The following is a 24,609-nucleotide window of genomic DNA, read 5'->3' as shown; positions in this document are numbered from 1 at the left end:
TGCCCGGGGTACGGGTTCGCCGGGCATCCGCAGTCCACCGGCTGAGGCCCCGCCGGGCATCCGCCCACCCGGAGAAGCTACCCTGAGAACATGGAATTCAGGTACCTCGGCAACAGCGGGCTCAAGATCTCGGAGATCACCTACGGCAACTGGCTCACGCACGGTTCGCAGGTCGAGAACGAGGTGGCGCGCGCGAGCGTGGCCGCCGCCCTCGAGAACGGCATCACGACGTTCGACACCGCCGACGCGTACGCCGCGACCGCTGCGGAGAAGGTGCTCGGCAAGGCGCTGAAGAACGAACGCCGCTCGTCCATCGAGATCTTCACGAAGGTGTACTTCCCGACCGGTTCCGGCCCGAACGACACCGGTCTCAGCCGGAAGCACATCATGGAGTCGATCGAGGGCTCGCTGACGCGCCTCCGCACCGACTACGTCGACCTGTACCAGGCGCACCGCTACGACTACGAGACGCCGCTCGAGGAGACGATGACGGCTTTCGCCGACATCGTGCGCCAGGGCAAGGCGCTCTACATCGGGGTGAGCGAATGGACGGCGGCGCAGATCCGCGAGGCGTCGACCCTCGCCCACCGGCTCGGCTTCCAGCTCGTGTCGAACCAGCCGCAGTACTCGATGCTCTGGCGTGTGATCGAGGCCGAGGTGGTGCCCGCGTCTGTCGAGGCCGGTCTCTCGCAGATCGTCTGGTCGCCCGTCGCCGGCGGCGCTCTCAGCGGTAAGTACAAGCCCGGAGCCCCTGTGCCGGAGGGCTCGCGCGCGACCGACACGAAGGGCGGCGCGAACTTCATGACGCGCTGGCTCGACGACGACACCCTCACCCGGGTGCAGAAGCTGCAGCCGATCGCCGATGAAGCCGGGCTCACCATGGCGCAGCTCGCCGTGGCCTGGGTGCTGCAGAACCCCAACGTCGCCTCGGCGATCATCGGGGCATCCAAACCCGAACAGATCGCGTCGAACGTCGCCGCGTCCGGAGTGAAGCTCGAGGCCGGCCAGCTCACGGCAATCGACGAGGCGCTCGGCGACCTCGTCACGCGGGACCCCGCGCTCACGGTGTCGCCCGCCTCGCGGGTCGGTTAGGACTCCGGATGGATCGCGCCACACGTTTCTCGCTCCTCGGCCTCCTCGGGTCGTTCATCACGGTTGCGGCGGCCGTCGCGAGTGCGGTCACCCACGGCGCCTACGGCACGCCGCTCCTGATCGTGATGCTCGCCGGAATCGTCTTCGCCGCGGTCATGGTGGTCTCGGCGCGGCTCGAGCGGCGGCGCATCCGCAAGCTCTCGGAGCCCCCGAAGCCCCTGCCGCCCACCATGCGGTTCCGCTAGCCCCGCACCCGACTCGTCATCCGGTACTGCCACTGTTTGTCGCTTCCGCGCCTGCGCGCGCATGCGCGGAAGCGACACCGTGCGGCGGAACGGAAGCACAGCGCCTGGGCGGCGGGGGCGGAACGCGGCTACGCGCCCGCGCGGCTGGAGCGCTCGGCGGAGGCGAGGCGGGCGAGGCGCTTGCGAGCCTGCGTGGCGCTCGGCTCGTCGTGCCCGAGCATGTTCCCGATGATGCCGAGCACCACCGCCGTCGACCGGCGGGCGGGCAGACGCAGCGGCCCGAGGCGCGCCGGCTGAAGCCTGAGCATGTCGCGGTAGATCGGCGGAATCGACGAGACGGCACCGTTGAACAGCACCGCATAGCCGGGCATCATCCCCTTGCCGAGCGGCGGGCGCCGGATGAACCTCAGCGCCTCGGCAGCGCGTTCGTCGCTCTTCAGCACTCCGGCGTCGTGGAACGCCCGCAGCTGCGCGGCGAGCTCAGCCTCCGACCGGGGCGGATTCGGCACGCCCATCAACTCCCCCGCCTTCGCCCACTCACGCACATACGCATCGGGGCCACCCGGGATCGGAGTGCTCCAGAGCTTCGCCGTCGCCAGGAACGAATCGGTGAACGCCAGGTGCACCCACGACAGCAGTTCCGGATCGTTCGCCGAATACGGCTTCTCCACACCGTTCGCATCGAGGTAGGTGCCGTGCACCTTCTCGTGGAGTCTGAGCACCCAGTTCGACGTCGAGACGGCCGTGGCGGTGTCGGCGTAGCTGACGGTGAAGATCCAGCGGATCGTGCCGGCCAGCCGTCCCAGCGGATCCTCCTTGTAGCGCGACCAGTCGTGCACCCCGGCCATCGCTCCCGGGTGGAGCGCCTGCATCAGCAGGGCCCGCACACCGGCGACGATCGTAGCGGTCCGGCCGTGCACCGCCCATGTTGCCGAGTCGGGCGCGAAGAAGCCTGCGTCGTCACCCTGTTCGAGTGCGAGCACCCAGTCGGGCTGACCCTCGGGCTGATTGGTGAAGGTCGAACGCAGCCGATCGCGCATGGCCTGGGGAAAGATGTTCACCTCTCCAGTGTCTCCCGGCCCCAGAAGTGCGAGGGACCCTTGACGAACGACTCCCAGCAGTCTCGGGGTCGCCGGTTTCAGCGCGCGATGACCTCGACCGCCGCCGAGAACAGCCCGGGCATCCGCTCGGCGGTCGGAACGATCATCCGGCGAACCGGCGACTGCGAGGCGAGCAGCAGCCCCGCGGTGAACCTGTTGGCGGCACCGGATGCTCGATGCCACTCCCGCTCGTACGATGCCGCCGCGCGCACCCCCGCATTCCACCCCGACAACTCGGCGAGCGGCGTGTCGACGGTGCCGGCGATGGCCCGGACGGCGGCGGCGGCCTGCGCGAAACCGATCCGCATGCCCTCACCCGTGAGCGCGTCGAGGTAGCCGGATGCATCGCCGACGAGCAGCACGCGGCCCGAGGCGTGCGCCCTGACGCGCTGGCGGAGCGGCCCCGCGCCAGAGAGGGGGCCGGCGGGTTCGGCGCCGCGCAGGAATTCGGCAAGTAGCGGGATCCGCGCGATCTCATCGGCGAACACCAAGCCGCGTGGCCCGAGCATCGCGACGCCGACCAGTTCGTCGTCGACCGGGGTCACATAGATCTCCGCGCTGCCGCTCCAGAACACCTCGACGACATCACTCCACGGCGCCCGGCGGAAGTGCCGGCGGAGACCGTAGCGTCTCGCCGCGCCTCCTCGCGGGGCGGCCGCTTCGAGCCCGGCGAGGCGCCGCACGCCGGAGTGCAGGCCGTCGCATCCGACCAGCCACCGGCACCGGATGCTCGAACCGTCGGCCAGCGCCGCATCCACCCCCCGGGCATCCTGCGTCACACCCACGACCCTGCCCGCGCCAACGCCGACACCCGACTCAGCCGCCCGCTCGTGCAGCGCACGGGAGAGCTCGGTGCGGCGCACACCCAGCCCGGGCGACCCGCGGAACCGGTGCTCGGCTTCGTGCGAACCGTCGTGGTAGCTGATGCCGGCGATCGGATGCCCGTGCGGGCGCACCCCGAGCCGGTCAAGTTCGGCGAGCGCTCCCGGCATCAGCCCCTCGCCGCACGCCTTGTCGATCGGTCCGGGGCGCGGTTCCACGACGAGCGCCCGGAGCCCTGTGCGCCGGGCGCCGATCGCGGTAGCCAGGCCGACAGGTCCGCCGCCGACCACGAGCACATCCGGATTCTCCATGCCAGACCGCTCAGACGTTCCGCACGGTCTGGGCCAGCCCGAACTCGAGGGCCTTCTCCTCGACGGGGATGCGGAAGCGCAGCAGCAGAACGAGGTTCACGACGGTGAACACCAGTGCGGTGATCCACGCGGAGTACACCAGCGGCAGGGCGACGCCCTCGGCGATGACAGCGACATAGTTCGGATGTTTCAGCACGCGGTAGGGCCCCCTGTTCACCAGGGGAAGCCCGGGAACGATGATCACGCGCGTGTTCCAGCGCGGCCCGAGGGTGCCGATGCACCACCACCGAAGCGCCTGGCAGGCGAGAGCTGCGACCAGCATCGGCCAGCCGAGCCACGGCAGGAAGACACGCTGCAGCAGGAACACTTCGAGCAGGCACGCCAGCAGCATGCCCGTGTGCAGGCTCACCATGAAGGGGAAGTGGTTGCGCCCGAACTCCACCCCGCCGCGGGCGAACGCCCAACCGGCATTCCTGGTGGAGACCCGGAGTTCCACCAGACGCTCGACCCCGGTGGCGAGGATCAGAGCGGCGTAGAACAGCATCAGACGGCCTCGGCGGCTCGCGCGGCCGGCATCAGCTGCTCGCTTCCGGCCACTGGAGCAGCACGATCTCGGCACAGACGCCGGGGCCGAGGGCGAACAACAGCCCGAGGTCGCCCGGTTCGAAGGCATCCCGATCGAGCGTCATGGACAGCACGTCGAGGATGGATGCCGACGACATGTTGCCCTTTTCTGCCATCGACTCCCAGCTGACGTCGAGGGCGCCCTCGGGGAGCGAGAGTGCGGACGCGAAGGACTGCAGCACGCGCGGACCGCCGGGATGCGCCAGCCAGACGTCGATGTCATCGACAGCGCAGTCGTGCTCTTCGAGGAACCCGACCACGTCGGAGTCGAAGTGTTCGTCGATGACATCGGCCACGCCTGCGGTCAACACGATCCTGAAGCCGCTCTCGCCCGGGTTGAAGCCGAGAACGCTCTCGGTGCCGGGATAGAGCCTGCTGCGGGAATCCAGCACGTCGGGCCCTGTCACCGGAAGGGATCTGGCTCGCTCGTCGCCGACCATGACCACGGCGGCCGCTCCGTCACCGAAGAGCCCGCTCGCGACGAGGTTGGCCATCGAATCGTCTCCCCTCTGCACCGTCAGGGAGCAGAGTTCCACCGAGACGAGAAGGGCGACCGCGTCGGGGTGTCCGAGGAGGTAGTCGTTGAGCCGCGCGATGCCGGCAGCGCCCGCCACGCAGCCGAGACCGAACATCGGAACACGTTTGACATCCGACCGGAATCCGAGCCGGAGGGCGAGCAGGGCGTCGACCGAGGGGGCGGAGATTCCGGTCACCGAGGTGAAGATGATGTAGTCGACGTCTTCGGGCGCCAGGGCCGCCTTCTCGAGGGCCGCGGCGACAGCCTTCTCGGCCAGCTCCACCGCCGCCACGATGAACAGATTGTTGGTGAGGGTGAAGTTCAGGTCGCTCTCGCGGTACCAGTCGTAGGGCATCACCAGGTGGCGGCGATTGACCCTGCTGTTGGCGTGCAGCCGGTTCAGCAGGGCACGTTTCGAGGGATCCTTCGTGATCAGGGGTCCCAGGAGGTCTGTGATCTCGGATTGGCTGTACGACTGGGGAGGGAAGGCCGTGGCGACCCCCGAGATTCGTGGCATTTTTGCACGCTACCACGAGGAGGAAGGGCATCCTGAACCTGTCGGGCTCCGCGTCGCTCTGCTACAGCCTTTCACCCGTGTCGATTCGTCGCCGTGGGATCAGCGGGAGCGCCACCAGGGGCAGGGCTGCGGCCACGGCGAAGGAGGCGGCGAACCCGACCGCACCGATCAGGAGGCCGACCAGGGGCGCTGTCGCGGCGGCGGCGAGGAACTGGGCGGTGTTCTGGGCGCCGAGCGCGCGACCCGACCATCTGCTCCCCGCGATCTCCGCAACAGCAGTGAAGGCGAGGCCGTTGTCTGCCACAGTGACGGCAGACGCCAGCACGATCGCCACCGCGGCGAAACCGGAGAGGTGCAGCCAGTCGGTGAGGGCCAGCAGCACCATGACGAGGCTGGCCAGTGCGGCGACGACGCGAAGCGGCCCCATGCGACTGCCGACCCTGTCGGAGACCACACCGACCACGATGCGCCCGAGCGCCCCGACGAACTGGGCGACCCCGACGACGATGCCCGCGACGAGGGGCTCCCAGCCCTCTGAGTTGATGAGCCACACCAGCGCGAACGTCGAGACGACGAACTGGGGAACGACCAGCAGCACGGAGACGGAGTGGATCTGCCAGAGCAGGGACGACGACCGGTAGGGGTTCGCGAGCCTCCGCGCCCGAGCGAGCTCGGCACCGCTGTCGTCGTCGGCTGCGGTCACCGCTGCGCCTGCTTTCGCCGGGCGCGGCGGGTCGACGATGAACACCACCGCGGCGAGCGCCGCCAGAGTGACGACGATGAACGGGAACACCAGCGCAACCGGCAGCCCGCCGGCCGCTGCGAGCGGCGGGATCACGATCGCCGCGACAGCGACCCCGAGCGGCTGGGCCATCTGGCGGATGCCCATGGCCAGCCCCCGCCGGCCGGGTGGGAACCAGCCCACGACGAGGCGGCCCCCTGCGGCGTTGGCACTGGCGGCGCCCATCCCCGCGACCAGGAAGAACACCCCGGTGGAGACCAGGTCGCCGGCGAGCAGCGCTCCCAGCGCCGCCAGGGCGGCCACCGCGAGCCCCGCCCCGATGACCCAGTGCTCACCGATGCGGTCGGCGAGTGCACCCCAGAGGATGAGCGTCAGCACCATTCCGACCGAGGGCGCCGCGACGAGGAGGCCCGCCTCGGCGAGCGAGAGGCCACGGTCTGCATTCAGCGAGGGCACCAGGAATGCCGGAGTGGTCACGACGATCGTGCCGGCGACCTGGGAGAACAGGCCGAGGGCGAGCATGAACCAGGGGCGGGCTCCGAGAGTGGCCGTGCTGGAGGTGGCGGAGGTGGTCTGAGTGGTCACGGGTGTCCTTTCTGCACTGCCACTCTAGTGGTATACCAAAGCGGTATACCACTGTGCTATGCTCATTTTCGTGAACGAGACAGTGCAGGCCCCATCGCAGACAGAGCAGATCTACAACCGACTCCGGGAGAACATCCTGGCGCTTGAAGTGACTCCCGGGGCGCGCCTCACGGAACGGGGTCTCGAGGCCGAGCTGTCGGCGTCGCGCACTCCGGTCAGAGCCGCGCTGATGCGTCTCGAATCGGAGGGGCTGGTGCAGCGCGACGGGCGCGGCTGGATGGTGGCTCCGATCGACCTCGGCGAGGTGGGGTCTCTGCTCGAACTGAGGGTGGCCGTCGAGAGCGCCGCTGCCGGGCTCGCCATCGAACATGCGAGCGACGAAGACCTCGAGGCGCTCGACGAGCTGTTGCGCTCCTTCGACCCGCGTGACTCCCAGGCGGCCGGCCACCGCATGGGCACCGACTTCCATGTCGAACTCGTGCGGCTCAGCGAGAATCCGTTCATGGTCGCCTCGACCGTCGACTCCATGACGCGGCTCTCCCGCACACGGTGGCTCGAGGTGCGCACCGAGCAGTCCCGCGCGCTCGCGGTCGCCGAACACCGGGCCATCGTTGAAGCCCTGAAGGCGCGCGATGCCCCCGAGGCCGCGCGGCTGGTGGCCCTGCACATCACCAACACCCAGGAACGGCTGGGCGCGTCCCTCGACGAGGAACGTTCGAAGTCCCTCAGGGCCCGTGGATTCGTCGTGTTGCGGGGGCTACCCGGTGCCGCGCGCTGAGGCGTTACCAGCCGAGCGTGCCCGGCGCTCCCTTGAAGGGCCCGACAACCCGCGAGGTGATCCAGCCGCCGTAGAAGTCGCCCTCCTGGCTGAGCACCACCTCGCCGTCGACAGTGCACTCGTCCATCGCCGCCGGGTAGAGGGCAACCCTGCCCCGAAGTGCCTCGTAACCCGCCGAGGGAGTGGGGTAGAACCACGCCGCCCCCACCGCTTCCATGCCTCCGGCTCGCACGCTCAGGTACCCGGCGAGGCCCTTGAACTCACAGAACGAGGAACCCGGGGCGTCCACGAGCACGCCCGGCGCGAAAGCCTCCCGCGGCAGGTAGTACACCGGCGGATGACTCGTCTCGAGCACGCGGATCGAATCCGTCGAGTCGACGATGCGCTCACTCCCGAGAGTGACGACGATCCGTTCGACGCTCGGCTCCGCGCGGGGTGGCCGGGGGTAGTCCCAGACGGACTCCTGGCCCGGACCGGGAACATCTCTCCGGGAACGAGGTGGTTGCATGGGCCGAGCCTAGACCGCGCGGCCGAGAAGCGACACCACGACCGATCCACCCTTGGTCTGCTGGGTGTCGAGCTGTTTAAAACCGAGCCTGCTGTGGAACACCAGCGAACCAGGGTTCGGGGGCTCGATGTTGACCTCGCAGAACATCTCCGCGCACCCCGCCGCACGTGCGACGGCGAAGAGGTCGTCGTAGAGAACCTGCCCGAGACCCTGTCCCCGCGCTCGGCCTCCGACAACAATGCGGTCGACGTAAAGGAAACTTCTGGATCGAGCCTCGAACCAGCGGTAGTTTTCGCTCTCATACGCCGCACCGGTCAGCAGCGCCAGGGCGAAACCGACGGGTGTGGCGGGATCCGCGTCGTCCGCCACCGCCACGGCCCGGTGGCTGAGCGCAACCAGCGCCTCGAGCCCCTCTTCGTCGAGGTGGTTCACCGCCGGCACGGCATCGTTGTTCATCGCGAGAAGCACGGGCAGGTCATCCGTTCGCACGGCGCGGGTCAGGGCAGTCACGACTCGACGCTACACGCGGAATGCCCGGGTCTGCTCGAGGCTTTACTCTTGAGAAAGAAGGAGACCCCACCATGAGCATCGACTGGATCAGCCTCCACGAAACCGCGCACACCGAATTCGGTCGGCGCCTCGCCGCCGTCACGGACTGGTCGGCACCGACACCCGACACCGACTGGAACACCCACCAGCTCGTGCGGCACGTCATCGAAGAACAGCAGTGGGTGCCTCTGCTGTTGGCCGGCCGAACCGTTCGCGAGGCCAAGCCTCTGATCAAGCGGCTCGGCGACGACCTGATCGCCGAATGGCACAGGTATTCCGCCGCCGCCGCGTCCGCCTGGTCGAAGGCAGACAGCGAAACTCCCGTGCATGTCTCCTACGGCACCATCCCCGCCCACGAGTACCTTCGCGAACAGGTCTCCGACGTCACCATCCACACCTGGGACCTCGCCCGCGCCACCCACTCTGCAGACACGCTCGACGTCTCGCTCGTCGAAGCGGTCTACACGGTGTTCGAGCCGCAGAAGGACACCCTCGAAGCGAGTGGGCTCTTCGCCTCCCCGGTTCCCGTTCCCGAAGACGCACCTCTGCAGTCGCGACTGCTCGCGCTCACCGGCAGGGACGACAGAGTGTGACCAGCCCCGATCAGACTCCGACTCCCCCGTCTCGTCGCCACGACATCGACCTGCCCGACCTCACCGGTCGGCGGGCCCTCGTCACCGGCGGCAATTCCGGGCTCGGGTTCGAGACGGCCGCCCGCCTGGGTGCCGCTGGCGCCCACGTGACGATCACGGCCCGCTCTCCCGAGAAGGGCAGGGAGGCTCTGGCGCAGGTCCGCGATCGCCTCGCGGCGGCGTCGGATGCACGGAGCGATGGAGCGCGCGGCGTCGGAGCGCGCGGCGTCGGAGCGCGCGGCGAAGTCCACCTCGCCTCGCTCGACCTGGCGAACCTCTCGTCGGTGGCCCGGCTTGCCGACGAAGTGACCTCCTCCGGGCATCCACTCGACCTGCTGTTCAACAACGCCGGGGTGATGGCCGTGCCGAGACGCACCCTCACGGACGACGGCTTCGAACTGCAGTTTGGAACCAACCATCTCGGCCACTTCGCGCTTACCGGCCGGCTGATGCCCGCTCTTCTGGCCGCCGACGAACCGCGCGTCGTCACGATGTCGAGCATCGTGCACTGGATCGGGCGGCTCGACTTCGACGATCTCCAGCGCGAACAGCGCTACAACGCCTGGACTGCGTACGGTCAGTCGAAGCTCGCAAACCTGATGTTCGCCAAAGAGCTCGGCCGGCGAAGCCGGGAACTCGGCTGGGAGATCACCAGCGTGGCCGCCCATCCGGGATTCAGCCGCACGAATCTCCAGTCGTCGGGGCCGAATCTCGGTCGCGCGAAGCCGCGCGGAGGATCCCGGCGGTCGATGTCGTTCCCCGGCCTGTCGCAGTCGGCCGCCGAGGGCGCACTGTCCGAGCTCTTCGCTGCAACAACTCCGCATGCCCTGAACGGCGACTACTACGGGCCATCCGGGTTCTTGGAGTTGACGGGCACGCCCGGCTTCGCGCACTTCGCGAAACGCGCCGAGAAGGAGTCAGCGGCACGCCACCTGTGGTCGCGCTCAGAGGAACTCACCGGAGTGAGCTTCCCCACCGACTGAGGCTACGGCTGAGGCTGAGGCCGCGGCTACGACTGCGGCCACGGCCCAGCCGAGCCGGACTCGCACTGTCAGACCCCGAAGTCGCCGAAATCAGAACCGAAGTCCGACCCGAAATCGCCCTGCCCGTCGAAGCCTGTCTCTCTGCCGCCGTCCGCAAGCGTCGTCCCGTCGTCCACGGCAGCGAAGTCAGCGCCGTCCGATGCTGCGCCGTCTGAAGCCGAGCCCTCCGTGGCCGAGCCGTCGGTACCGGCATCCGAAGCCTGGTCGTATCCGATCGAGTCGGGAATGAACGCCTGGGCGATGACCGAACCGATGGCGAAGCCGGCGACCGACCCAAGCAGCGAACTTGCGAACATGCCGCCGAAGCCGATCCCACCCACTCCGCCCGCCGCCGTGCCGCCCGCAGTGCCGGCCGCACCCGCCGCCGCCGCGCCTGCGGTTCCGCCCGCACCCGCCGCCGCGCCCCCGCCGCCAGCGAACGACTTCTCGAGCGACCCGGGCTGGCGGAGCTCCGACCGGGTCGCCGAACGGGCGAGCGCCGCCGGGGATTCGTCCACGGGCGCGTCGCCCGCCGGCGCATTCCTCGTCAGCTCGCTGAAGACAAGGGCCCGCTGCTCGGTGGTCAGCCGACCGAACGCCTCCGTGTGCACCTGCTCGAGCGTCTCCGGTGGGGCCGTGCGCAGGAGGTAGCGGTATCGCTCCACGGCGATCTCGTCGTCGGTGCGCTTCGGGTTCGCGCGAGCATCCTGTTGCCGCGCATCTGCCAGAGACTCATCGCGGCCCAGAAGCCGATCCAGAAAGCCCATCGTCGTTCTCCCTCACACCGTTGGGGCCGTCGCCGGATGGCGCGCCGTCACCTGCAACGCTAGGTCCTGACGTCGAGTCTTCACTGAGCGCGCAGCGCAGCCACTCCCACTGCCGCTCCCACTGCGACTCACCGCACCGGCCTGCCCACCGGCCTCCCCATGATGGCGGAGGTCAGCGCCTCGATCGGCTCTGCCGCCGCCGACGGATTCGAAAGCAGCCGAAAGTCGACGTGCCCGAGTTCCGGCAGAGAGAAGCGTTCGCCCACGATCACGAGATCGTCGGGAATCAGCGACTGGGGGAAGACCGCGATCCCGAGCCCCGCCCGCACGGCGGCGAGCATCCCATTCACCTCACGGGTGTTGCACGTGATGCGCCAGGTGCGCCCACCCGCCTCGAGGGCATCGATTGCGCTCTGCCTGCTGATGCTCGGTGCCTGGTAGACGATCAGCGGCACGTGGGCGCCCGGTTCGATGAGTGTTCGCTCCTGCCCGACCCAGACCAGGTCGTCGCGCCGAACCAGGGAGCCCTCGTCCGAATCGGAGAGCTGTTTAATGAAGATGAGGTCGAGTTGCCCGCTTTTCAGCCGCCGGTAGAGGGGCGTGCTCTGGTTCACCGTCAGCTCGAGGTTGATCTGCGGATAGAGCTGCCGGAAGTGACGGAGGATGCGCGGCAGCTGGGTGATCGCGAGATCGTCGGCTGCTCCGAACCGCAACCGGCCGCGCATCGCAGACCCCGAGAAGTACGCCTCGGCCGAGGAGTGGGCCGCGAGGATGGTGCGCGCGAATCCCGCCATGGCGTCTCCGTTGTCGGTGAGCCTGACATCGCGCGTGTCCCTGGCCACCAGCTGTCTCTTCGCGGCCTCCTCGAGCTTGCGGATGTGCTGGCTGACCGTGGGCTGGCTCACCCCCAGCCTGCTGGCGGCAAGCGTGAAACTGTGTGTTTCAGCAACAGCAAGGAATGTGGCGAGCAGCACGGGATCGAGCACGGGACGGGCCTTTCATTCGAAAACGTAATGCGACTAATAGTCGTGATTCAGCCTAACAATGAACACGACACCAGTAACGTCGAAGTGACACATCATTCGAAACGTTCTTAGGTTCCTCCCCGTGACTCCCCCGTTCCAGCCCGCACTGCAGCACACCGCACCCCTCACCGTCATCACCGAACGGCCCGCCTGGCGCGACACCCTCGTGTCGCTCCGGATCCGCAACTACCGCCTCTTCACGTTCTCCAACCTGCTCTCCATGACCGGCACCTGGATGCAGCGCATCGCCCAGGACTGGCTCGTGCTCGAACTCTCCGGCAGCGTCGCCGCGGTGGGCATCGCCGTCGCGATGCAGTTCGCGCCGATGCTCTTGTTCGGGCTCTTCGGCGGCGTCTTCGTCGACCGGCACTCCCGCCGCGCCATCCTGATCGGCACGCAGCTCGCCCTGTTCTTCTTCGCCTCCCTTCTCGCGGCCCTCACCCTCACCGGCGTCGTCGAGGTCTGGCATGTCTACGTGATCGCGTTCCTCGTCGGCTCGGTGACGGTGCTCGACAACCCGGCGCGGCAGGTCTTTGTGAACGAACTTGTGGGCCCGAAGAACCTGCACAACGCGATCAGCATCAATTCGTCGGTCTTCCAGCTCGGCGGTCTGGTCGGTCCGGCGCTGAGCGGAGTGTTGCTGGTGGCGGTGGGGGCCGGATGGTCGTTCGCCATCAACGCTGTGAGTTGCCTGTTCGTCGTGGCAGCCCTGCTGATGCTGAAAGTCGCGGATCTCCACCCGATGAGACAGGCCGTGCGGGCCAGGGGCCAACTGCGCGAGGGGCTCCGCTACGTGGCATCCAAACCCGCCATCCTCTGGACGGTCATCATGATCGCCGTCCTCTCGCTCTTCACGTTCTCGATGCCCGTGCTGCTCGCGGCCTTCGCGAACGACGTGTTCCGGGTGGGCGCCAGCGGGTATGGACTGTTCAATTCGCTCCTCGCCGTCGGGGCCTTCACCGGGGCCATCGCCTCGACCCGCCGACGCGGCATCCGGCTCCGTACCGTGATCATCAGCGCCGGTGTGTTTGGCCTGCTCCAGGCTCTCGCCGGCTTCATGACCGACCAGCTCTTCTTCTCAGCCGTGCTGATCGGCGTCGGATTCGCCAACCTGCTCTTCATCACCGGGGCGAACTCGCTCGTGCAGCTCTCCTCGAACACCACCGTGCGCGGTCGCGTCATGTCGGTGTACGTCATCGTCCTGCTCGGCGGCCAGGCCATCGGCGGACCGCTGATGGGGTTCATCGTCGAGACGTGGGGTGCTCACGTGGGCATGGCGATCTCGGGGCTGGCACCCGTGCTGGCCGCCACCGTCATCGGGATCGTACTCGCCCGCCAAGGGCGCCTCCGCCTGCGGCTGCACCTTTTGCGGGCGCCCCGGTTCATCAGCATCGAGCCACAGCCGGGCTCGCGCGACACCGTCGTCGAGAAACCGCTGGTGGCGAGTCGGATGCCCGGCTGAGGGGATGCCTGGCTCAGTGCGTTCTGGCAGGACACAGTGCTTTCTGACAAGAAACTCACCGGCTGAGCACCCTTCATCAGGGAGCTCACGGCGACTCGGATGCTCGGCTGGGCATCCTCCGTCGGTCGACGTGGCAGGATTCCCCTCATGACCACTTCCCGACCGGCTCCCATCCCGCTGATGCACCGTTCCGCCGCCCGCGTCGTGGCGATGTTCGTCGTCGGTGTCGTTGCGGCGCTGCTCTGCGGCCTGTTGGGATACTGGTCGGGCGCGGCCGTGGTGGGGTGGATCTTCGCGGCTGCTGTCTACATCTCCGTCGTTGCCGTGCACACGCATGGCCGGGATGCTGAGCAGACGGCGAAGCATGCCACCCGCGAGGATCCATCGCGGGGAGTGAGTGAACTGCTCCTCCTGCTGGCGAGCCTCGCGAGCATTGCGGCCGTCGTCATCGTGCTGCTCGGCTCATCCGACTCCCGCGGTCTCGAACGTTTCGGGGTCGGAGCGCTGGCCGTGCTGAGCCTCACCCTCTCGTGGGTGCTCGTGCACACCCTCTTCATGCTGCGGTATGCCTCACTGTACTATCGCGAGCCCGATGGCGGGGTCGACTTCAACCAGAAGGAGCCGCCGCGCTACAGCGACTTCGCCTACATCGCGTTCACCATCGGTATGACTTACCAGGTGTCCGACACGAGCTTCCAGACGAGCGACTTCCGTTCGACAGCGCTCCGCCATGCACTCCTGGCATACGTGTTCGGGGCGGTCATCCTAGCGGCGACGATCAACCTGGTCGCGGGGCTCGCGGGCTGAGCCGCCCACCCCGCAACGGCTGACGCCGCGACCCGCGGACATCGCCGAACGTCGCGGGCGTAATTCAGGAGGAACGACCCGCCACGTCGTATCCCGACGCGCCAGCCGCCCCTGCCTGAATCACCGCACGGAAGTCAGGCGTTCGCGCGCTCCAGCACCAGCTCGCGCACGCGCGCAGCGTCCGCTTGGCCCTTCATCGCCTTCATCACTGCACCGATCACGGCACCGGCGGCCTGCACCTTGCCGTCGCGGATCTTGGCGAGCACATCGGGTTGCGAGGCGAGCGCATCGTCGATGGCGGCGATGAGTGCCCCGTCATCGGAGACCACGGCGAGCCCGCGGCTCGCAACCACCTCATCGGGGGTTCCCTCGCCTTCGATGACGCCCTCGAGCACCTGCCGGGCGAGCCGATCGGTGAGCGTACCGGCGTCGACGAGGGCGACGAGCTCGGAGACATGAAGCGGAGAGACAAGGGTCGACGCATCCACCCCCCGGGCGTTCGCGACGCGGGCGATCTCCCCGGTCCACCACTTGCGGGCGGACTGCGCGGATGCACCAGCCGCCGTGGTCTCGATGATCTCGTTCAGCAGGCCCGAGTTCACCACGTCCTGGAACTCGAGGTCGGTGAAACCCCAGTCCGCCTTCAACCGACGACGGCGGATGGCCGGCGCCTCGGGCAGTGCGGCCCGGAGCTCCTCGATCAGCTCGGCGGACGGCTCGACCGGCAGGAGGTCGGGCTCAGGGAAGTAGCGGTAGTCGTCGGCGTCGCTCTTCGGCCGGCCTGCCGAGGTCTGGCCCGTGTCCTCGTGCCAGTGCCGGGTCTCCTGGATGATCGTTCCGCCGCCCTCGAGAATCGCGGCCTGGCGCTGGATCTCGTAGCGGATGGCGCGCTCGACCGAACGCAGCGAGTTGACGTTCTTCGTCTCGGTGCGGGTGCCGAGCTTCGCGGGAGGTTCGCCCGGAGCAGTGCGGCGGCGAAGCGAGATGTTCGCGTCGCACCGCAGGTTGCCGCGCTCCATCTTGGCGTCGGAGATACCGAGCGACACCACGATGTCGCGGATGGTCGAGACATACGCTTTCGCCAGCTCGGGCGCGTCGTACTCCGCCCCGTAGATGATGTCGGTGACGATCTCCACGAGCGGAACACCGGCACGGTTGTAGTCGACGAGCGAGTACTCGGCACCCTGGATGCGGCCCGTGGCCCCGCCGACGTGCGTGAGCTTGCCGGCATCCTCCTCCATATGGGCGCGTTCGATCGGCACCGTGAAGAGCCTCCCGTCGGGCAGTTCGACCTCCACAGATCCACCGAAGGCGATGGGTTCGTCGAACTGGGAGATCTGGTAGTTCTTCGCCAGGTCGGGGTAGAAGTAGTTCTTCCTGGCGAAGCGCGACGAGGGGGCAATCGAGCAGCCGAGGGCCAAGCCGAGGCTGATCGAGTACTTCACGGCCTGCTCGTTCACCACCGGGAGCGAGCCCGGCAGTCCGAGGTCGACCGGGGTGACGTTCGTGTTCGGCTCACCGCCGAAGAAGTTCGGCGCATCGGAGAACATCTTCGTCTTCGTGTTCAGCTCGACATGCACCTCGAACCCGAGAACCGGCTCGAAGAGTTCGAGCGCCCTGTCGTAATCCATCAATTCGGCCTTGGCCATCAGACTGCACCTTCTTCAGAGGCGAACATTTCCTGCGGGGCGAGATCCGGGGCCTGGCTGAGCAGCGTGTGCCCCCAGCGGTCTTCGAGCAGCGTTTCGAGCGTCGCCCCCACCGAATAGAGCCGGGCGTCTTCACGAGCCGGTGCCATGAACTGGATGCCCACCGGCAGCCCGTCCTCGGGAGCAAGCCCGACGGGCAGGCTGATTCCCGGCACACCCGCGAGGTTCGCCGGGATCGTGGTGAGGTCGTTGAGGTACATCGACAGCGGGTCGTCGAGCTTCTCGCCGAGCTTGAAGGCGGTGGTCGGCGCACTCGGGCTGACCAGCACATCGACGTCGGCGAACACCCGGGCGAAGTCGCGCTGGATGAGCGTGCGGACCTTCTGCGCGCTGCCGTAGTAGGCGTCGTAGTACCCGGCGCTGAGGGCATAGGTACCAAGGATGATGCGCCTCTTCACCTCGGGGCCGAAACCGGCCTCGCGGGTGGCCGACATGACGTCTTCGACCGTGCCTCCGCCTGTCGGGTTGATACGCAGGCCGAACCGCACGGAGTCGAACTTGGCGAGGTTAGACGAGGCCTCGGCCGGGAGGATCAGGTAGTACGCCGCGATCGCGTACTCGAAGCTCGGGGTGCTGACCTCAACGACCTCCGCACCGGCCGAGGTGAGCAGTTCCAGCGCTTCCTGGAAGCGCTGGGTCACACCGGCCTGGAAGCCGTCGCCACCAAGCTCTTTGACGACGCCGATCTTCAGACCCTTCAGGCTGAGGTTCTGCTGGCCGGCGCGCGCGGCTGACGCGAAGCTCGGCCAGGCGTCCTTCAGGCTGGTCGAGTCACGCGGGTCGTGGCCGCCGATCACGTCGTGAAGCAGGGCCGCGTCGAGCACGGTGCGGCTGACAGGCCCGACCTGGTCGAGACTCGAGGCGAGCGCGATGGCGCCGTAACGGGAGACACCGCCGTAGGTGGGCTTCATCCCGACGGAGCCGGTGACGGCGGCGGGCTGGCGGATCGATCCGCCCGTGTCGCTGCCGAGCGCGAGCGGTGCCTCGAAGGCGGCTACGGCCGCGGCCGAACCTCCACCCGAGCCGCCGGGGATGCGGTCGAGGTCCCACGGGTTGTGGGTCGGACCGTAGGCGGAGTGCTCGGTGGAGGAGCCCATGGCGAACTCGTCCATGTTCGTCTTGCCGAGCGGAATCAGATCGGCATCGCGGAGCTTCCGCACGACTGTCGCGTCGTAGGGCGGAACCCAGCCCTGAAGGATCTTCGACCCCGCCGTCGACGGCATGTCGAGGGTGCAGAGCACGTCTTTGATCGCGATCGGAACGCCGGCCAGTGTACCGAGCGTCTCGCCCGCTGCGCGGCGGGCGTCGACGGCACGTGCGGCGGCGCGGGCGCCCTCCGCCGCAACGTGCAGGAACGCGTGCACGTCACTGTCGACGGCGTGGATGCGGTCGAGGTGGGCATCCGTCACCTCGAGGCTCGAGACCTCGCGGCTGGCGAGTTTCGACGCGAGGTCGGCCGCACTCAGCCTGGTGAGGTCGTGCTGGCGGGTCGCTTCGGGGCTCACTGCTCTTCTCCCAGGATCGCGGACACCCGGAACCGGCTGCCGTCATGGTCGGGGGCACCGGAGAGCGCCTGCTCCTGGGTCAGCGTCTCGCCGACGACGTCGGGACGATAGACGTTGGAGAGCGGGATCGGGTGGCTCGTCGCAGGCACGTCGGGCGTGGCGACCTCTGTCACCTTGGCGACGTTCTCGACGATTGCGACGAGTTCTCCCGTGAGCTTGGTGATCTCCTCGGGCGACAGGTTGATGCGGGCGAGTCCCGCGAGGTGAGCCACCTGGTCTGTCGTGATCTCACCGGGCGTACCCGAACCGGCCGGGCGGCTGTTGGCGCTCGTGCTGACGGTCGGGGGTGTTTCAGATGACATGCGACTCCGTAATGCTTCTGCCCGCAGGATCGCGGGCTGGACAACCAATCGATTCTATTCGGTGGTGCTGTCGGCGGGCGGCTCGGGGGTTTCGACGTCTGTCTCCGGAACGGCCGGTACCAACAGAGCGCCCGGACCCTCGGCCAGCAGCAGCGCGAACTGGGCGGCGTCGATGATGCGCACGCCGAGCGCCTCGGCCTTCGGGAGCTTGGAGCCGGCACCCGGGCCGGCGGCCACGAAGTCCGTCTTCTTGCTGACCGACGATGCGGCCTTGCCGCCCGCGGCGATGATCGCCTCGATGGCGCCCTCGCGGGTGAACCCTTCGAGGCTGCCTGTCGCGACGACGGTGAGACCGTCGAGAGTTCCGCCCGCACCGACGGCAGCACCGGGCCCCGGGTGCCCAGGGGTGCTGAACTGCACTCCCGCGGCCGCCCACCTGTCGACGATCTCGGCGTGCCAGTCCACCTCGAACCAGTCGATGAGCGCGTCGGCGATGATACCGCCGACACCATCGACCGCAGCCAGCTCCTCGCGGGTTGCGGCGCGGATCGCCTCGAGCGAGCCGAAGTAGTCGGCGAGCGCACGAGCCGCCACCGGGCCCACATGCCGGATGCTCAGGGAGACGAGGATACGCCAGAGGGGGCTGGTGCGAGCCTTCTGGATGTTGTCGATGAGCTTGATGGCGTTGCTCGACGGCACGAAGAGTTCATCGCCGTCGAACGGGCCCTCGGGGTCGTAGGCGCCGTCTTTCTTCTGCCGGCGCCGGCGGAAGGGCGACTCGCGCTTGGGTGCACCGGAGTCGCCGAGCTTCTCGAGCCCGGTCTCCGAGTCGCGCACGACCGTCGTGATGGGAAAGATGCGTTCGACCGTGAGCTCGAACATGCCCGCCTCCGTGTCGAGCGGCGGCTCTGACGGCTCCACGGGCTGCGTGAGGGCGGCGGCCGCCACTTCACCCAGCACCTCGATGTCGAGCGCGCCTCGCGAACCGACGTGCTCGACCCGCCCGCGCACCTGCGCGGGGCAGCTCCGCGCGTTGGGACAGCGCAGATCGATGTCGTTCTCCTTCGCCGGCGCGAGTCGTGTTCCGCACTCCGGACAGAACTCGGGCATCACGAACTCCCGCTCCGTACCGTCGCGCAGCTCGACCACGGGCCCGAGCACTTCGGGGATAACGTCGCCGGCCTTCCGGAGCACGACCGTGTCGCCGATGAGCACGCCCTTCGCCTTCACCACGTCCTGGTTGTGGAGCGTCGCCTGGCGCACCTCGGAGCCGGCGACGCGCACCTTCTGCATCACCGCGAACGGGGTGGCCCGACCTGTGCGGCCCACGCTCACCACGATGTCGAGGAGTTTCGTCTGCACCTGTTCGGGCGGGTACTTGAAGGCGATCGCCCAACGTGGGGCGCGGCTGGTTGCACCGAGCTCCGTGTGCAGTGCGAGCTCATCGACCTTGACCACGACGCCGTCGATCTCGTGCTCGACGCTGTAGCGGTGCTCTCCGAAGTATTCGATGAACTCGGCGGCGCCGGCACTGTCTGGCGTGACGCGGTAGTGCGTGCTGGTGGGCAGGCCCCACGACGCCAGGAGCTCGTACACCTCGGACTGCGAGTCGACGGGAGGGTTCGGCCAGGCGCCGATGCCGTGCACGAGCATCCGGAGCCGGCCGAGCCGTGCCCGCATGAGGGCGAGCTGCGCCTCGGTCTTGTTCTCGGACTTCTGCCGGAGAGAACCGCTGGCAGCGTTACGGGCGTTGGCAAAGATGCGGTCGCCTGCGGCAAGCTGCGCCGCATTCAGGTCGTCGAACGCCGCCGTCGGAAAGAAGATCTCTCCGCGGACCTCCATCAACGCGGGAGGAACCTCCGCCTCGCCGAGCGCCGCACCCTCCGGTCCGCCCTGCCAAGCCAGCGACTTCGGGATGCCCGGGATCAGGGCGACGTTCTCGGTGACGTCTTCGCCGACGACCCCATCGCCCCGGGTCGCTGCAGAGACCAGCTCCCCGTTCACATACCGGAGGTTCATCGCGAGACCGTCGATCTTCAGCTCGCAGAGGTAGTGCACACTCCGTCCGGAGTCCCGTTCGACCTTCGCTGCCCACTCCGCGAACTCATCGAGCGAGAACACATTGTCGAGACTGAGCATGCGCTCGGCGTGCTCCACCGGTGAGAAGAGTGTGGTCTCGGCTCTGCCGCCCACCGTCTGGGTCGGGCTGTCCTGGCTCTGCAGCTCAGGGAACAGCCGTTCGAGTTCGCCCAGCCGCCGAAGCAGCGCGTCGTACTCCTCATCGGCCACGAGCGACGCGTCACGGTCGTAGTAGGCATCACGAAGCTGCTGGATCTTCGTGGTCGCCGCCGCAGCCTCGGCAGCCGCCGCCTCGAGGCTCAGTTCTTCGGTGTCGTCAGGCATGGCTCAGGCTGCACCCACCGGCACAGCGCTCACGGTTCGGTCGATCGTCGTCTGCCCGAGCACGCGGGTGCCGATGTAGACCACCGCGGTCTGCCCCGGGGAGACACCCACCAGCGGTTCGTGCGGGCGGATGACCAGCTCTCGCGCACCGTCGGATGCCGCCACGACCTGCGCCGTCGCGGGCACGGGGTCCGCGTGGGCGCGGATCTGCACCTCGCATTCGAACGCGGCCTCGGGACTCTCGGGTGCGAGCCCCGCCCAGGTGTACCGCGACCCGGCGATCTCACCGATGGCCAGCGCCTCCTTCGGACCGACCACGACCGTGTTCGTCGCCGGCTTCACTTCGAGCACAAATCGCCGCCGGCCGTCTTCAGCCAGGCTGCCGAGGTGCAGGCCCCGCCGCTGGCCGACCGTGAACCCGCGTGCACCGTCATGGCTGCCCACCAGGGTGCCGTCGCGTTCGACGATCTCGCCTCCCGGCTGGGTTCCGACCTTGTCGGCAAGCCAGCCCCGCGTGTCACCGTCGGGAATGAAGCAGATGTCGTGGCTGTCGGGCTTGTTCGCCACGCTGAAGCCGCGCTCGGCCGCCTCAGCACGAACCAGCGCTTTCGAGGGTGTTGCGCCGAGCGGGAACATCGAGTGCGCGAGCTGCTCCGCCGTGAGAACCCCCAGCACGTAGCTCTGGTCCTTCGCCCAGGCGCTGGCCCGGTGGAGCTCCCTGTTGCCGTCAGCATCGGTGAGGATCGTGGCGTAATGGCCCGTGGCCACGGCGTCGAAGCCGAGGTCGAGCGCCTTCTCGAGCAGCGCCGCGAACTTGATGCGCTCGTTGCAGCGCATACACGGGTTCGGCGTGCGGCCCGCTTCGTATTCAGCGATGAAATCATCGACCACGTCGAGTTTGAACCGTTCGGAGAAATCCCACACGTAATAGGGGATGCCGATGATGTTCGCGGCCCGCTGGGCGTCGGAGGAGTCTTCGATGGTGCAGCACCCCCTGCTGCCGGTTCGGAGCGTGCCGGGCATCCGGCTCAGCGCCAGGTGCACACCCACGACGTCGTGCCCCGCCTCCACCGCGCGTGCCGCGGCCACCGCGGAATCGACGCCGCCACTCATTGCTGCCAGAACCTTCATGTTTAAAGTGTAGGTGCCGCCACCGACGCCGGTCGGGGGTTGCTCACATCTGTGGAGAACTCGCGACACGATGCGGTTGTGGAGGACTCTGACACGATCTGCTCAGACTGTTCGGCGATGATGAGTCAGATGTCCCTGATCTCCTCACCACCTCGCGACCGGCCCGCCGCCCGTACGGCCCCGGTGGGCGCCCGCCTCGGCGGGGCCGCCCGGACCGGCCCCGGAAAAGGGCCGCACGGTCGCCGCGCCCACCGCCGCTCAGTCTTGGCCGCGTGCGTGGTCGTGTTCTCCGTGCTGCTCAGCGCGGTGCTGCTGTTCCACCGTGCGATCCCGGATGTCGCGGGTGTCGGCCTGCTCGTCGACAGTGTCGCCCCGTGGTTCGGCCTCTTCATCCCGGTGCTGGCGGCGTTCGCCCTGATCAGCCGCTACCGCCGCACGCTTGTCGGAGTTCTCGTGCCCGTCGTCATTTGGGCGCTGCTGTTCGGTCCGGGCATCCTGCCGCTGCAGGCTGACGCGCCGACACCCGCAGCAGCCGCGGGCGCCACAGGCCAGCTCTCCGTGGCCAGCCAGAACATCGAGGCCTCCTCCGGAACCGGCGACATCTCGGCGCGTGCCCTCGCCGCCACCGGAGCCGACGTGATCGCGCTCGAGGAGATGACCTCCGACGACTTCGATGCCATCTCGGCCACACTCGCCGCCAAATACCCGTACTCCTACGGGGTCGGCACGGTCGGGCTCTGGAGCACCTACCCCGTCGTGAACGCGCAGCCCCTCACCCTCGGGCTCGGCTGGAACCGGGCCCTCGCCGCCGACCTCGAGACACCTCAGGGGCTGGTGAGCATCTACGTGATCCACGCCGCCTCGGCCCGGCCCGGCGACGTCTCTGCGCGCGACTCGATGCTCACGGCTCTGGCCGACACGTTGCCGAACGACGAGAACGAGCGGATCATCGCGGTGGGCGACTTCAACGCGGCATCCACCGACCGTTCGCTCAGCGGGATCGACAGCCAGCTCTCGGAGCCCAATCAGACCGGTGGGATGTTCGGAAACACGTGGCCGTCGAACCTGCCGGTCACGCGCCTCGACCATCTCTTCCAGCGCGGGATGACGGCCACCTCGAACACGACCTTCTCGGCCGGGGCCAGTGACCACCGCGCCATTCTGACGACGCTCGCGCTCTGACGCGGGTTCCTGGTCAGGCGCCGCGCCGCGACACCCTTCTCGGTGGAGCCGGGCCGATCTAAGCTGGCGGAATGACCGACGACGCGCTCCGAATCGCCCAAGAGGAGGCCGCCGCCGCGGTCGCAGCCGCCCGCAAGGCGCAGGAGGCTGCCGAGGCGGCGCTGAAGCGGGCTCAGGATGCCCAGTCCTTCGCCGAGGCGAATGCTGAAGCCGCTGCGGCCGCCGTGACAGCCGCTGCAGAGGCGGACGCCGGAGCTACTCCGGCCGTGGTGACGGAGAGTCCCGCCCCCACCAGCCCCACGACATCCGCTCCCATAGGCCCCCTCGACCCCGCAGCCGTCGACGCCATCCGTGCCGGCTACGCGTTCACCGGCCCGGCCCTCGAGATGGGCGCACTGGTTAACGGCGACGCGCAGCCCGGCGTGCAGGTGCGCATCCCGCTCGCCATGACCAACCGCCACGGCCTCGTCGCTGGCGCCACCGGAACCGGCAAGACCAAGACGCTGCAGGTGCTCGCCGAGCAGCTCGCGGCCGCTGGCGTGCCCGTCTTCGCCGCCGACATCAAGGGCGACCTCTCGGGAATCGCCAGCGCCGGCGCGAGCAGCGAGAAGCTCCTCGAACGCACCGGCGGAATCGGACAGGACTGGCAGCCGGTCGCCACCACGACCGAATTCTTTAGTCTGGGTGGCGTCGGGCGAGGCATCCCGATCCGCGCGACCGTCGCCGGCTTCGGCCCCCTCCTGATGAGCAAGGTGCTCGGCCTGAACGACACGCAGGAATCGAGTCTCGGCCTGGTCTTCCACTACGCCGACAAGGCGGGCCTCCCCCTGCTCGACCTGAGCGACCTCCGCTCCGTGCTGAGCTTTCTCGCCAGCGACGACGGCCGGAAGGAGCTCGTCGACCTCGGCGGCATCTCACCCGCCACCGTCGGCGTGATCCTCCGCGAACTCATCACGTTCGCCGACCAGGGCGCGGACGTGTTCTTCGGCGAGACCGAGATCGACACGGCCGAGTTCCTCCGCACGACGGCTGACGGGCGCGGCATCGTCAGCCTGCTCGAAGTGCCGGGCGTCGCCGACAAACCGGCCCTGTTCTCCACTTTCCTGATGTGGTTGCTGGCGGATCTCTACAACGACCTGCCCGAAGTCGGCGACCTCGACAAACCGAAACTAGTCTTCTTCTTCGACGAGGCGCACCTTCTCTTCTCCGGCGCCTCGAAGGATTTCATCACCTCCATCACCCAGACGGTGCGCCTCATCCGTTCGAAGGGTGTCGGCATCTTCTTCGTCACGCAGACGCCGAAAGACGTGCCGGGTGACGTGCTCGCCCAGCTCGGATCGCGCATCCAGCACCAACTGCGCGCCTTCACCCCCGATGACGCGAAATCCTTGCGGGCGACCGTGTCGACGTACCCGAAATCGGGTTACGACCTTGCCGAAGTGCTTCAGAACCTGGCCACGGGCGAGGCGATCGTCACCGTCATGAACGAGCGCGGCGCCCCCAGCCCTGTCGCCTGGACCCGGCTTCGTGCGCCGCAGGGGTCGATGTCTCCGACTCCGGATGACCGGATCGATGCTTCCGTCGCCGCCTCCCCGCTCCTGCCTGTCTACGGGCCCGTCATCGACCGGGAGTCGGCCCGGGAGATCCTGACAGCAAAGCTGAACGCGGCTTCGGATGCCGCGGCCTCCGCAGCACAGGCGGTTTCCGACGCGAAAGCGGCCGCCGAGGCTGCGAAAGAGCAGGCTGCGGCGGAGAAGGCGGCATCGAAGGCCGCGGCCGACGCGGCCAAAGCCGACGCGAAGGCCTCAGCCGACTATGAGCGGGCGCTGGCGAAGGCGCGGGCTGCGGACGCCGCGGCCGACCGCGAACGGAACCGCCGGGCATCCGGCACCCGCACCACCTCCCGCGCCGAGCCGAACATCCTCGCCGATGTGCTCGGCTCGAAGGCCACCCGCTCCATCCTCACCAGCGTGGTCTCCGGCATCTTCGGCACCCGCCGTCGCCGCTGACCCGCCGGCCGCATGCTGCCGCCGCACGCTGGCGCCACCCGAACGATCGCGGAGTCGATTTCCGCCCTAAATCGCCGGCGGCGTCAAGTGGTGGTTGCAACTGGGGGGTCAGGCTGCCTCGGTGAGGAGTCTGTTCAGCCGTGTGGCTGGGGTGTCGTAGTCGAGGGTGGGGCGGGGGCGGCTGTTCAGGGTCGCCGCGACGC

The 24,609-nt window shown here is 68.4% G+C and carries 23 protein-coding genes; 9 read left to right on the top strand and 14 right to left on the bottom strand.

Annotation, left to right across the window (positions count from 1 at the left end):
- The first annotated feature begins 90 nt into the window (after positions 1-90).
- Together B7R22_RS05060 and B7R22_RS05055 are read left to right on the top strand one after the other, a co-directional pair.
- Complete coding sequence (locus B7R22_RS05060; protein WP_116282325.1) at positions 91-1,092, top strand: aldo/keto reductase family protein; 1,002 nt, start codon at positions 91-93, stop codon at positions 1,090-1,092.
- Between the two features lie 8 nt (positions 1,093-1,100).
- Positions 1,101-1,337: a hypothetical protein gene (locus tag B7R22_RS05055; protein ID WP_116410710.1), complete on the top strand. Its 237-nt coding sequence runs from the start codon at positions 1,101-1,103 to the stop codon at positions 1,335-1,337.
- Positions 1,338-1,465: 128 nt separating this feature from the next.
- On the opposite strand, the gene B7R22_RS05050 is transcribed toward B7R22_RS05055, so the two are convergent.
- The 5 genes from B7R22_RS05050 to B7R22_RS05030 all read right to left on the bottom strand — a co-directional run bounded on the left by B7R22_RS05050 (position 1,466) and on the right by B7R22_RS05030 (position 6,555).
- Complete coding sequence (locus B7R22_RS05050; RefSeq protein WP_367379175.1) at positions 1,466-2,398, bottom strand: oxygenase MpaB family protein; 933 nt, start codon at positions 2,396-2,398, stop codon at positions 1,466-1,468.
- 77 nt (positions 2,399-2,475) lie between these two features.
- On the bottom strand, positions 2,476-3,570 hold the full coding sequence (locus B7R22_RS05045) for an NAD(P)/FAD-dependent oxidoreductase (protein WP_116410709.1): 1,095 nt from the start codon (positions 3,568-3,570) through the stop codon (positions 2,476-2,478).
- 10 nt (positions 3,571-3,580) lie between these two features.
- Positions 3,581-4,114, bottom strand: coding sequence for an isoprenylcysteine carboxyl methyltransferase family protein (locus tag B7R22_RS05040; RefSeq protein WP_116410708.1), 534 nt, complete (start codon positions 4,112-4,114; stop codon positions 3,581-3,583).
- 31 nt (positions 4,115-4,145) lie between these two features.
- On the bottom strand, positions 4,146-5,228 hold the full coding sequence (locus B7R22_RS05035) for a type III polyketide synthase (protein ID WP_116410707.1): 1,083 nt from the start codon (positions 5,226-5,228) through the stop codon (positions 4,146-4,148).
- Between the two features lie 61 nt (positions 5,229-5,289).
- Entirely contained in the window at positions 5,290-6,555 is a 1,266-nt protein-coding gene (locus B7R22_RS05030) for an MFS transporter (RefSeq protein ID WP_253258891.1), read from the bottom strand.
- 70 nt (positions 6,556-6,625) lie between these two features.
- On the opposite strand from B7R22_RS05030, the gene B7R22_RS05025 reads away from it, so the two are divergent.
- Positions 6,626-7,333 carry a GntR family transcriptional regulator gene (locus tag B7R22_RS05025; protein ID WP_253258890.1) on the top strand — a complete coding sequence of 236 codons (708 nt, stop codon included), beginning with the start codon at positions 6,626-6,628 and terminating at the stop codon, positions 7,331-7,333.
- A gap of 4 nt (positions 7,334-7,337) precedes the next feature.
- Here B7R22_RS05025 and B7R22_RS05020 read toward each other — a convergent pair whose 3' ends face one another.
- Complete coding sequence (locus B7R22_RS05020) at positions 7,338-7,841, bottom strand: DUF427 domain-containing protein (protein WP_116410705.1); 504 nt, start codon at positions 7,839-7,841, stop codon at positions 7,338-7,340.
- 9 nt (positions 7,842-7,850) lie between these two features.
- Complete coding sequence (locus tag B7R22_RS05015) at positions 7,851-8,351, bottom strand: GNAT family N-acetyltransferase (RefSeq protein WP_116410704.1); 501 nt, start codon at positions 8,349-8,351, stop codon at positions 7,851-7,853.
- 71 nt (positions 8,352-8,422) lie between these two features.
- On the opposite strand from B7R22_RS05015, the gene B7R22_RS05010 reads away from it, so the two are divergent.
- Positions 8,423-8,983, top strand: a complete 561-nt coding sequence (locus B7R22_RS05010) for a TIGR03086 family metal-binding protein (protein WP_116410703.1) — start codon at positions 8,423-8,425, stop codon at positions 8,981-8,983.
- Positions 8,980-10,005: an SDR family oxidoreductase gene (locus B7R22_RS05005; RefSeq protein WP_172582215.1), complete on the top strand. Its 1,026-nt coding sequence runs from the start codon at positions 8,980-8,982 to the stop codon at positions 10,003-10,005. Before B7R22_RS05010 ends, B7R22_RS05005 begins: the two co-directional genes overlap by 4 nt.
- Before the next feature lie 68 nt (positions 10,006-10,073).
- Here B7R22_RS05005 and B7R22_RS05000 read toward each other — a convergent pair whose 3' ends face one another.
- Together B7R22_RS05000 and B7R22_RS04995 are read right to left on the bottom strand one after the other, a co-directional pair.
- Positions 10,074-10,811 carry a hypothetical protein gene (locus B7R22_RS05000; RefSeq protein WP_116410702.1) on the bottom strand — a complete coding sequence of 246 codons (738 nt, stop codon included), beginning with the start codon at positions 10,809-10,811 and terminating at the stop codon, positions 10,074-10,076.
- A gap of 128 nt (positions 10,812-10,939) precedes the next feature.
- A complete protein-coding gene (locus B7R22_RS04995; protein ID WP_116410701.1) occupies positions 10,940-11,797 on the bottom strand; it encodes a LysR substrate-binding domain-containing protein in 858 nt (285 codons plus the stop codon).
- A gap of 121 nt (positions 11,798-11,918) precedes the next feature.
- Between B7R22_RS04995 and B7R22_RS04990 the strand changes: the two genes are divergently transcribed.
- Both B7R22_RS04990 and B7R22_RS04985 read left to right on the top strand, forming a co-directional pair.
- Complete coding sequence (locus B7R22_RS04990) at positions 11,919-13,298, top strand: MFS transporter (RefSeq protein WP_253258889.1); 1,380 nt, start codon at positions 11,919-11,921, stop codon at positions 13,296-13,298.
- Between the two features lie 147 nt (positions 13,299-13,445).
- Positions 13,446-14,105: a DUF1345 domain-containing protein gene (locus tag B7R22_RS04985; RefSeq protein WP_116410700.1), complete on the top strand. Its 660-nt coding sequence runs from the start codon at positions 13,446-13,448 to the stop codon at positions 14,103-14,105.
- A gap of 134 nt (positions 14,106-14,239) precedes the next feature.
- Here B7R22_RS04985 and gatB read toward each other — a convergent pair whose 3' ends face one another.
- Genes gatB through mnmA form a run of 5 tightly spaced genes read right to left on the bottom strand, consistent with a single transcriptional unit; the run spans position 14,240 to position 21,215 of the window.
- A complete protein-coding gene (gatB, locus tag B7R22_RS04980) occupies positions 14,240-15,754 on the bottom strand; it encodes an Asp-tRNA(Asn)/Glu-tRNA(Gln) amidotransferase subunit GatB (RefSeq protein WP_116410699.1) in 1,515 nt (504 codons plus the stop codon).
- Positions 15,754-17,319 (bottom strand): Asp-tRNA(Asn)/Glu-tRNA(Gln) amidotransferase subunit GatA, encoded by a 1,566-nt coding sequence (gene gatA / locus B7R22_RS04975; protein WP_116410698.1) that lies wholly within the window; start codon positions 17,317-17,319, stop codon positions 15,754-15,756. The genes gatB and gatA overlap by 1 nt, the downstream gene beginning before the upstream one ends.
- Positions 17,316-17,681 (bottom strand): Asp-tRNA(Asn)/Glu-tRNA(Gln) amidotransferase subunit GatC, encoded by a 366-nt coding sequence (gene gatC / locus B7R22_RS04970; protein WP_116282315.1) that lies wholly within the window; start codon positions 17,679-17,681, stop codon positions 17,316-17,318. Before gatC ends, gatA begins: the two co-directional genes overlap by 4 nt.
- 54 nt (positions 17,682-17,735) lie before the next feature.
- Positions 17,736-20,084, bottom strand: a complete 2,349-nt coding sequence (gene ligA, locus B7R22_RS04965; RefSeq protein ID WP_116410697.1) for an NAD-dependent DNA ligase LigA — start codon at positions 20,082-20,084, stop codon at positions 17,736-17,738.
- A gap of 3 nt (positions 20,085-20,087) precedes the next feature.
- On the bottom strand, positions 20,088-21,215 hold the full coding sequence (gene mnmA, locus B7R22_RS04960; protein ID WP_116410696.1) for a tRNA 2-thiouridine(34) synthase MnmA: 1,128 nt from the start codon (positions 21,213-21,215) through the stop codon (positions 20,088-20,090).
- A 129-nt stretch (positions 21,216-21,344) separates the two neighbouring features.
- Between mnmA and B7R22_RS04955 the strand changes: the two genes are divergently transcribed.
- Complete coding sequence (locus B7R22_RS04955; RefSeq protein WP_147305301.1) at positions 21,345-22,397, top strand: endonuclease/exonuclease/phosphatase family protein; 1,053 nt, start codon at positions 21,345-21,347, stop codon at positions 22,395-22,397.
- Between the two features lie 71 nt (positions 22,398-22,468).
- On the top strand, positions 22,469-24,406 hold the full coding sequence (locus tag B7R22_RS04950) for a helicase HerA-like domain-containing protein (protein ID WP_116410694.1): 1,938 nt from the start codon (positions 22,469-22,471) through the stop codon (positions 24,404-24,406).
- Positions 24,407-24,609: the final 203 nt, after the last annotated feature.

The sequence above is a fragment of the Subtercola boreus genome, from assembly GCF_003399635.1.
Classification (GTDB): domain Bacteria; phylum Actinomycetota; class Actinomycetes; order Actinomycetales; family Microbacteriaceae; genus Subtercola; species Subtercola boreus_B.
Note: the sequence above shows the minus strand (reverse complement) of the source record. Positions and strands in the feature narration are given on the sequence as shown.

Excerpts from the sequence above, each read along its gene's own strand:
- B7R22_RS05060 (WP_116282325.1), top strand. The coding sequence starts at position 91 with ATGGAATTCAGGTACCTCGGCAACAGCGGGCTCAAGATCTCGGAGATC.
- B7R22_RS05055 (WP_116410710.1), top strand. The coding sequence starts at position 1,101 with ATGGATCGCGCCACACGTTTCTCGCTCCTCGGCCTCCTCGGGTCGTTC.
- B7R22_RS05045 (WP_116410709.1), bottom strand. The coding sequence starts at position 3,570 with ATGGAGAATCCGGATGTGCTCGTGGTCGGCGGCGGACCTGTCGGCCTG.
- B7R22_RS05040 (WP_116410708.1), bottom strand. The coding sequence starts at position 4,114 with ATGCTGTTCTACGCCGCTCTGATCCTCGCCACCGGGGTCGAGCGTCTG.
- B7R22_RS05035 (WP_116410707.1), bottom strand. The coding sequence starts at position 5,228 with ATGCCACGAATCTCGGGGGTCGCCACGGCCTTCCCTCCCCAGTCGTAC.
- B7R22_RS05020 (WP_116410705.1), bottom strand. The coding sequence starts at position 7,841 with ATGCAACCACCTCGTTCCCGGAGAGATGTTCCCGGTCCGGGCCAGGAG.
- B7R22_RS05010 (WP_116410703.1), top strand. The coding sequence starts at position 8,423 with ATGAGCATCGACTGGATCAGCCTCCACGAAACCGCGCACACCGAATTC.
- B7R22_RS05000 (WP_116410702.1), bottom strand. The coding sequence starts at position 10,811 with ATGGGCTTTCTGGATCGGCTTCTGGGCCGCGATGAGTCTCTGGCAGAT.
- B7R22_RS04985 (WP_116410700.1), top strand. The coding sequence starts at position 13,446 with ATGACCACTTCCCGACCGGCTCCCATCCCGCTGATGCACCGTTCCGCC.
- gatB (WP_116410699.1), bottom strand. The coding sequence starts at position 15,754 with ATGGCCAAGGCCGAATTGATGGATTACGACAGGGCGCTCGAACTCTTC.
- gatC (WP_116282315.1), bottom strand. The coding sequence starts at position 17,681 with ATGTCATCTGAAACACCCCCGACCGTCAGCACGAGCGCCAACAGCCGC.
- ligA (WP_116410697.1), bottom strand. The coding sequence starts at position 20,084 with ATGCCTGACGACACCGAAGAACTGAGCCTCGAGGCGGCGGCTGCCGAG.
- mnmA (WP_116410696.1), bottom strand. The coding sequence starts at position 21,215 with ATGAAGGTTCTGGCAGCAATGAGTGGCGGCGTCGATTCCGCGGTGGCC.
- B7R22_RS04955 (WP_147305301.1), top strand. The coding sequence starts at position 21,345 with ATGTCCCTGATCTCCTCACCACCTCGCGACCGGCCCGCCGCCCGTACG.
- B7R22_RS04950 (WP_116410694.1), top strand. The coding sequence starts at position 22,469 with ATGACCGACGACGCGCTCCGAATCGCCCAAGAGGAGGCCGCCGCCGCG.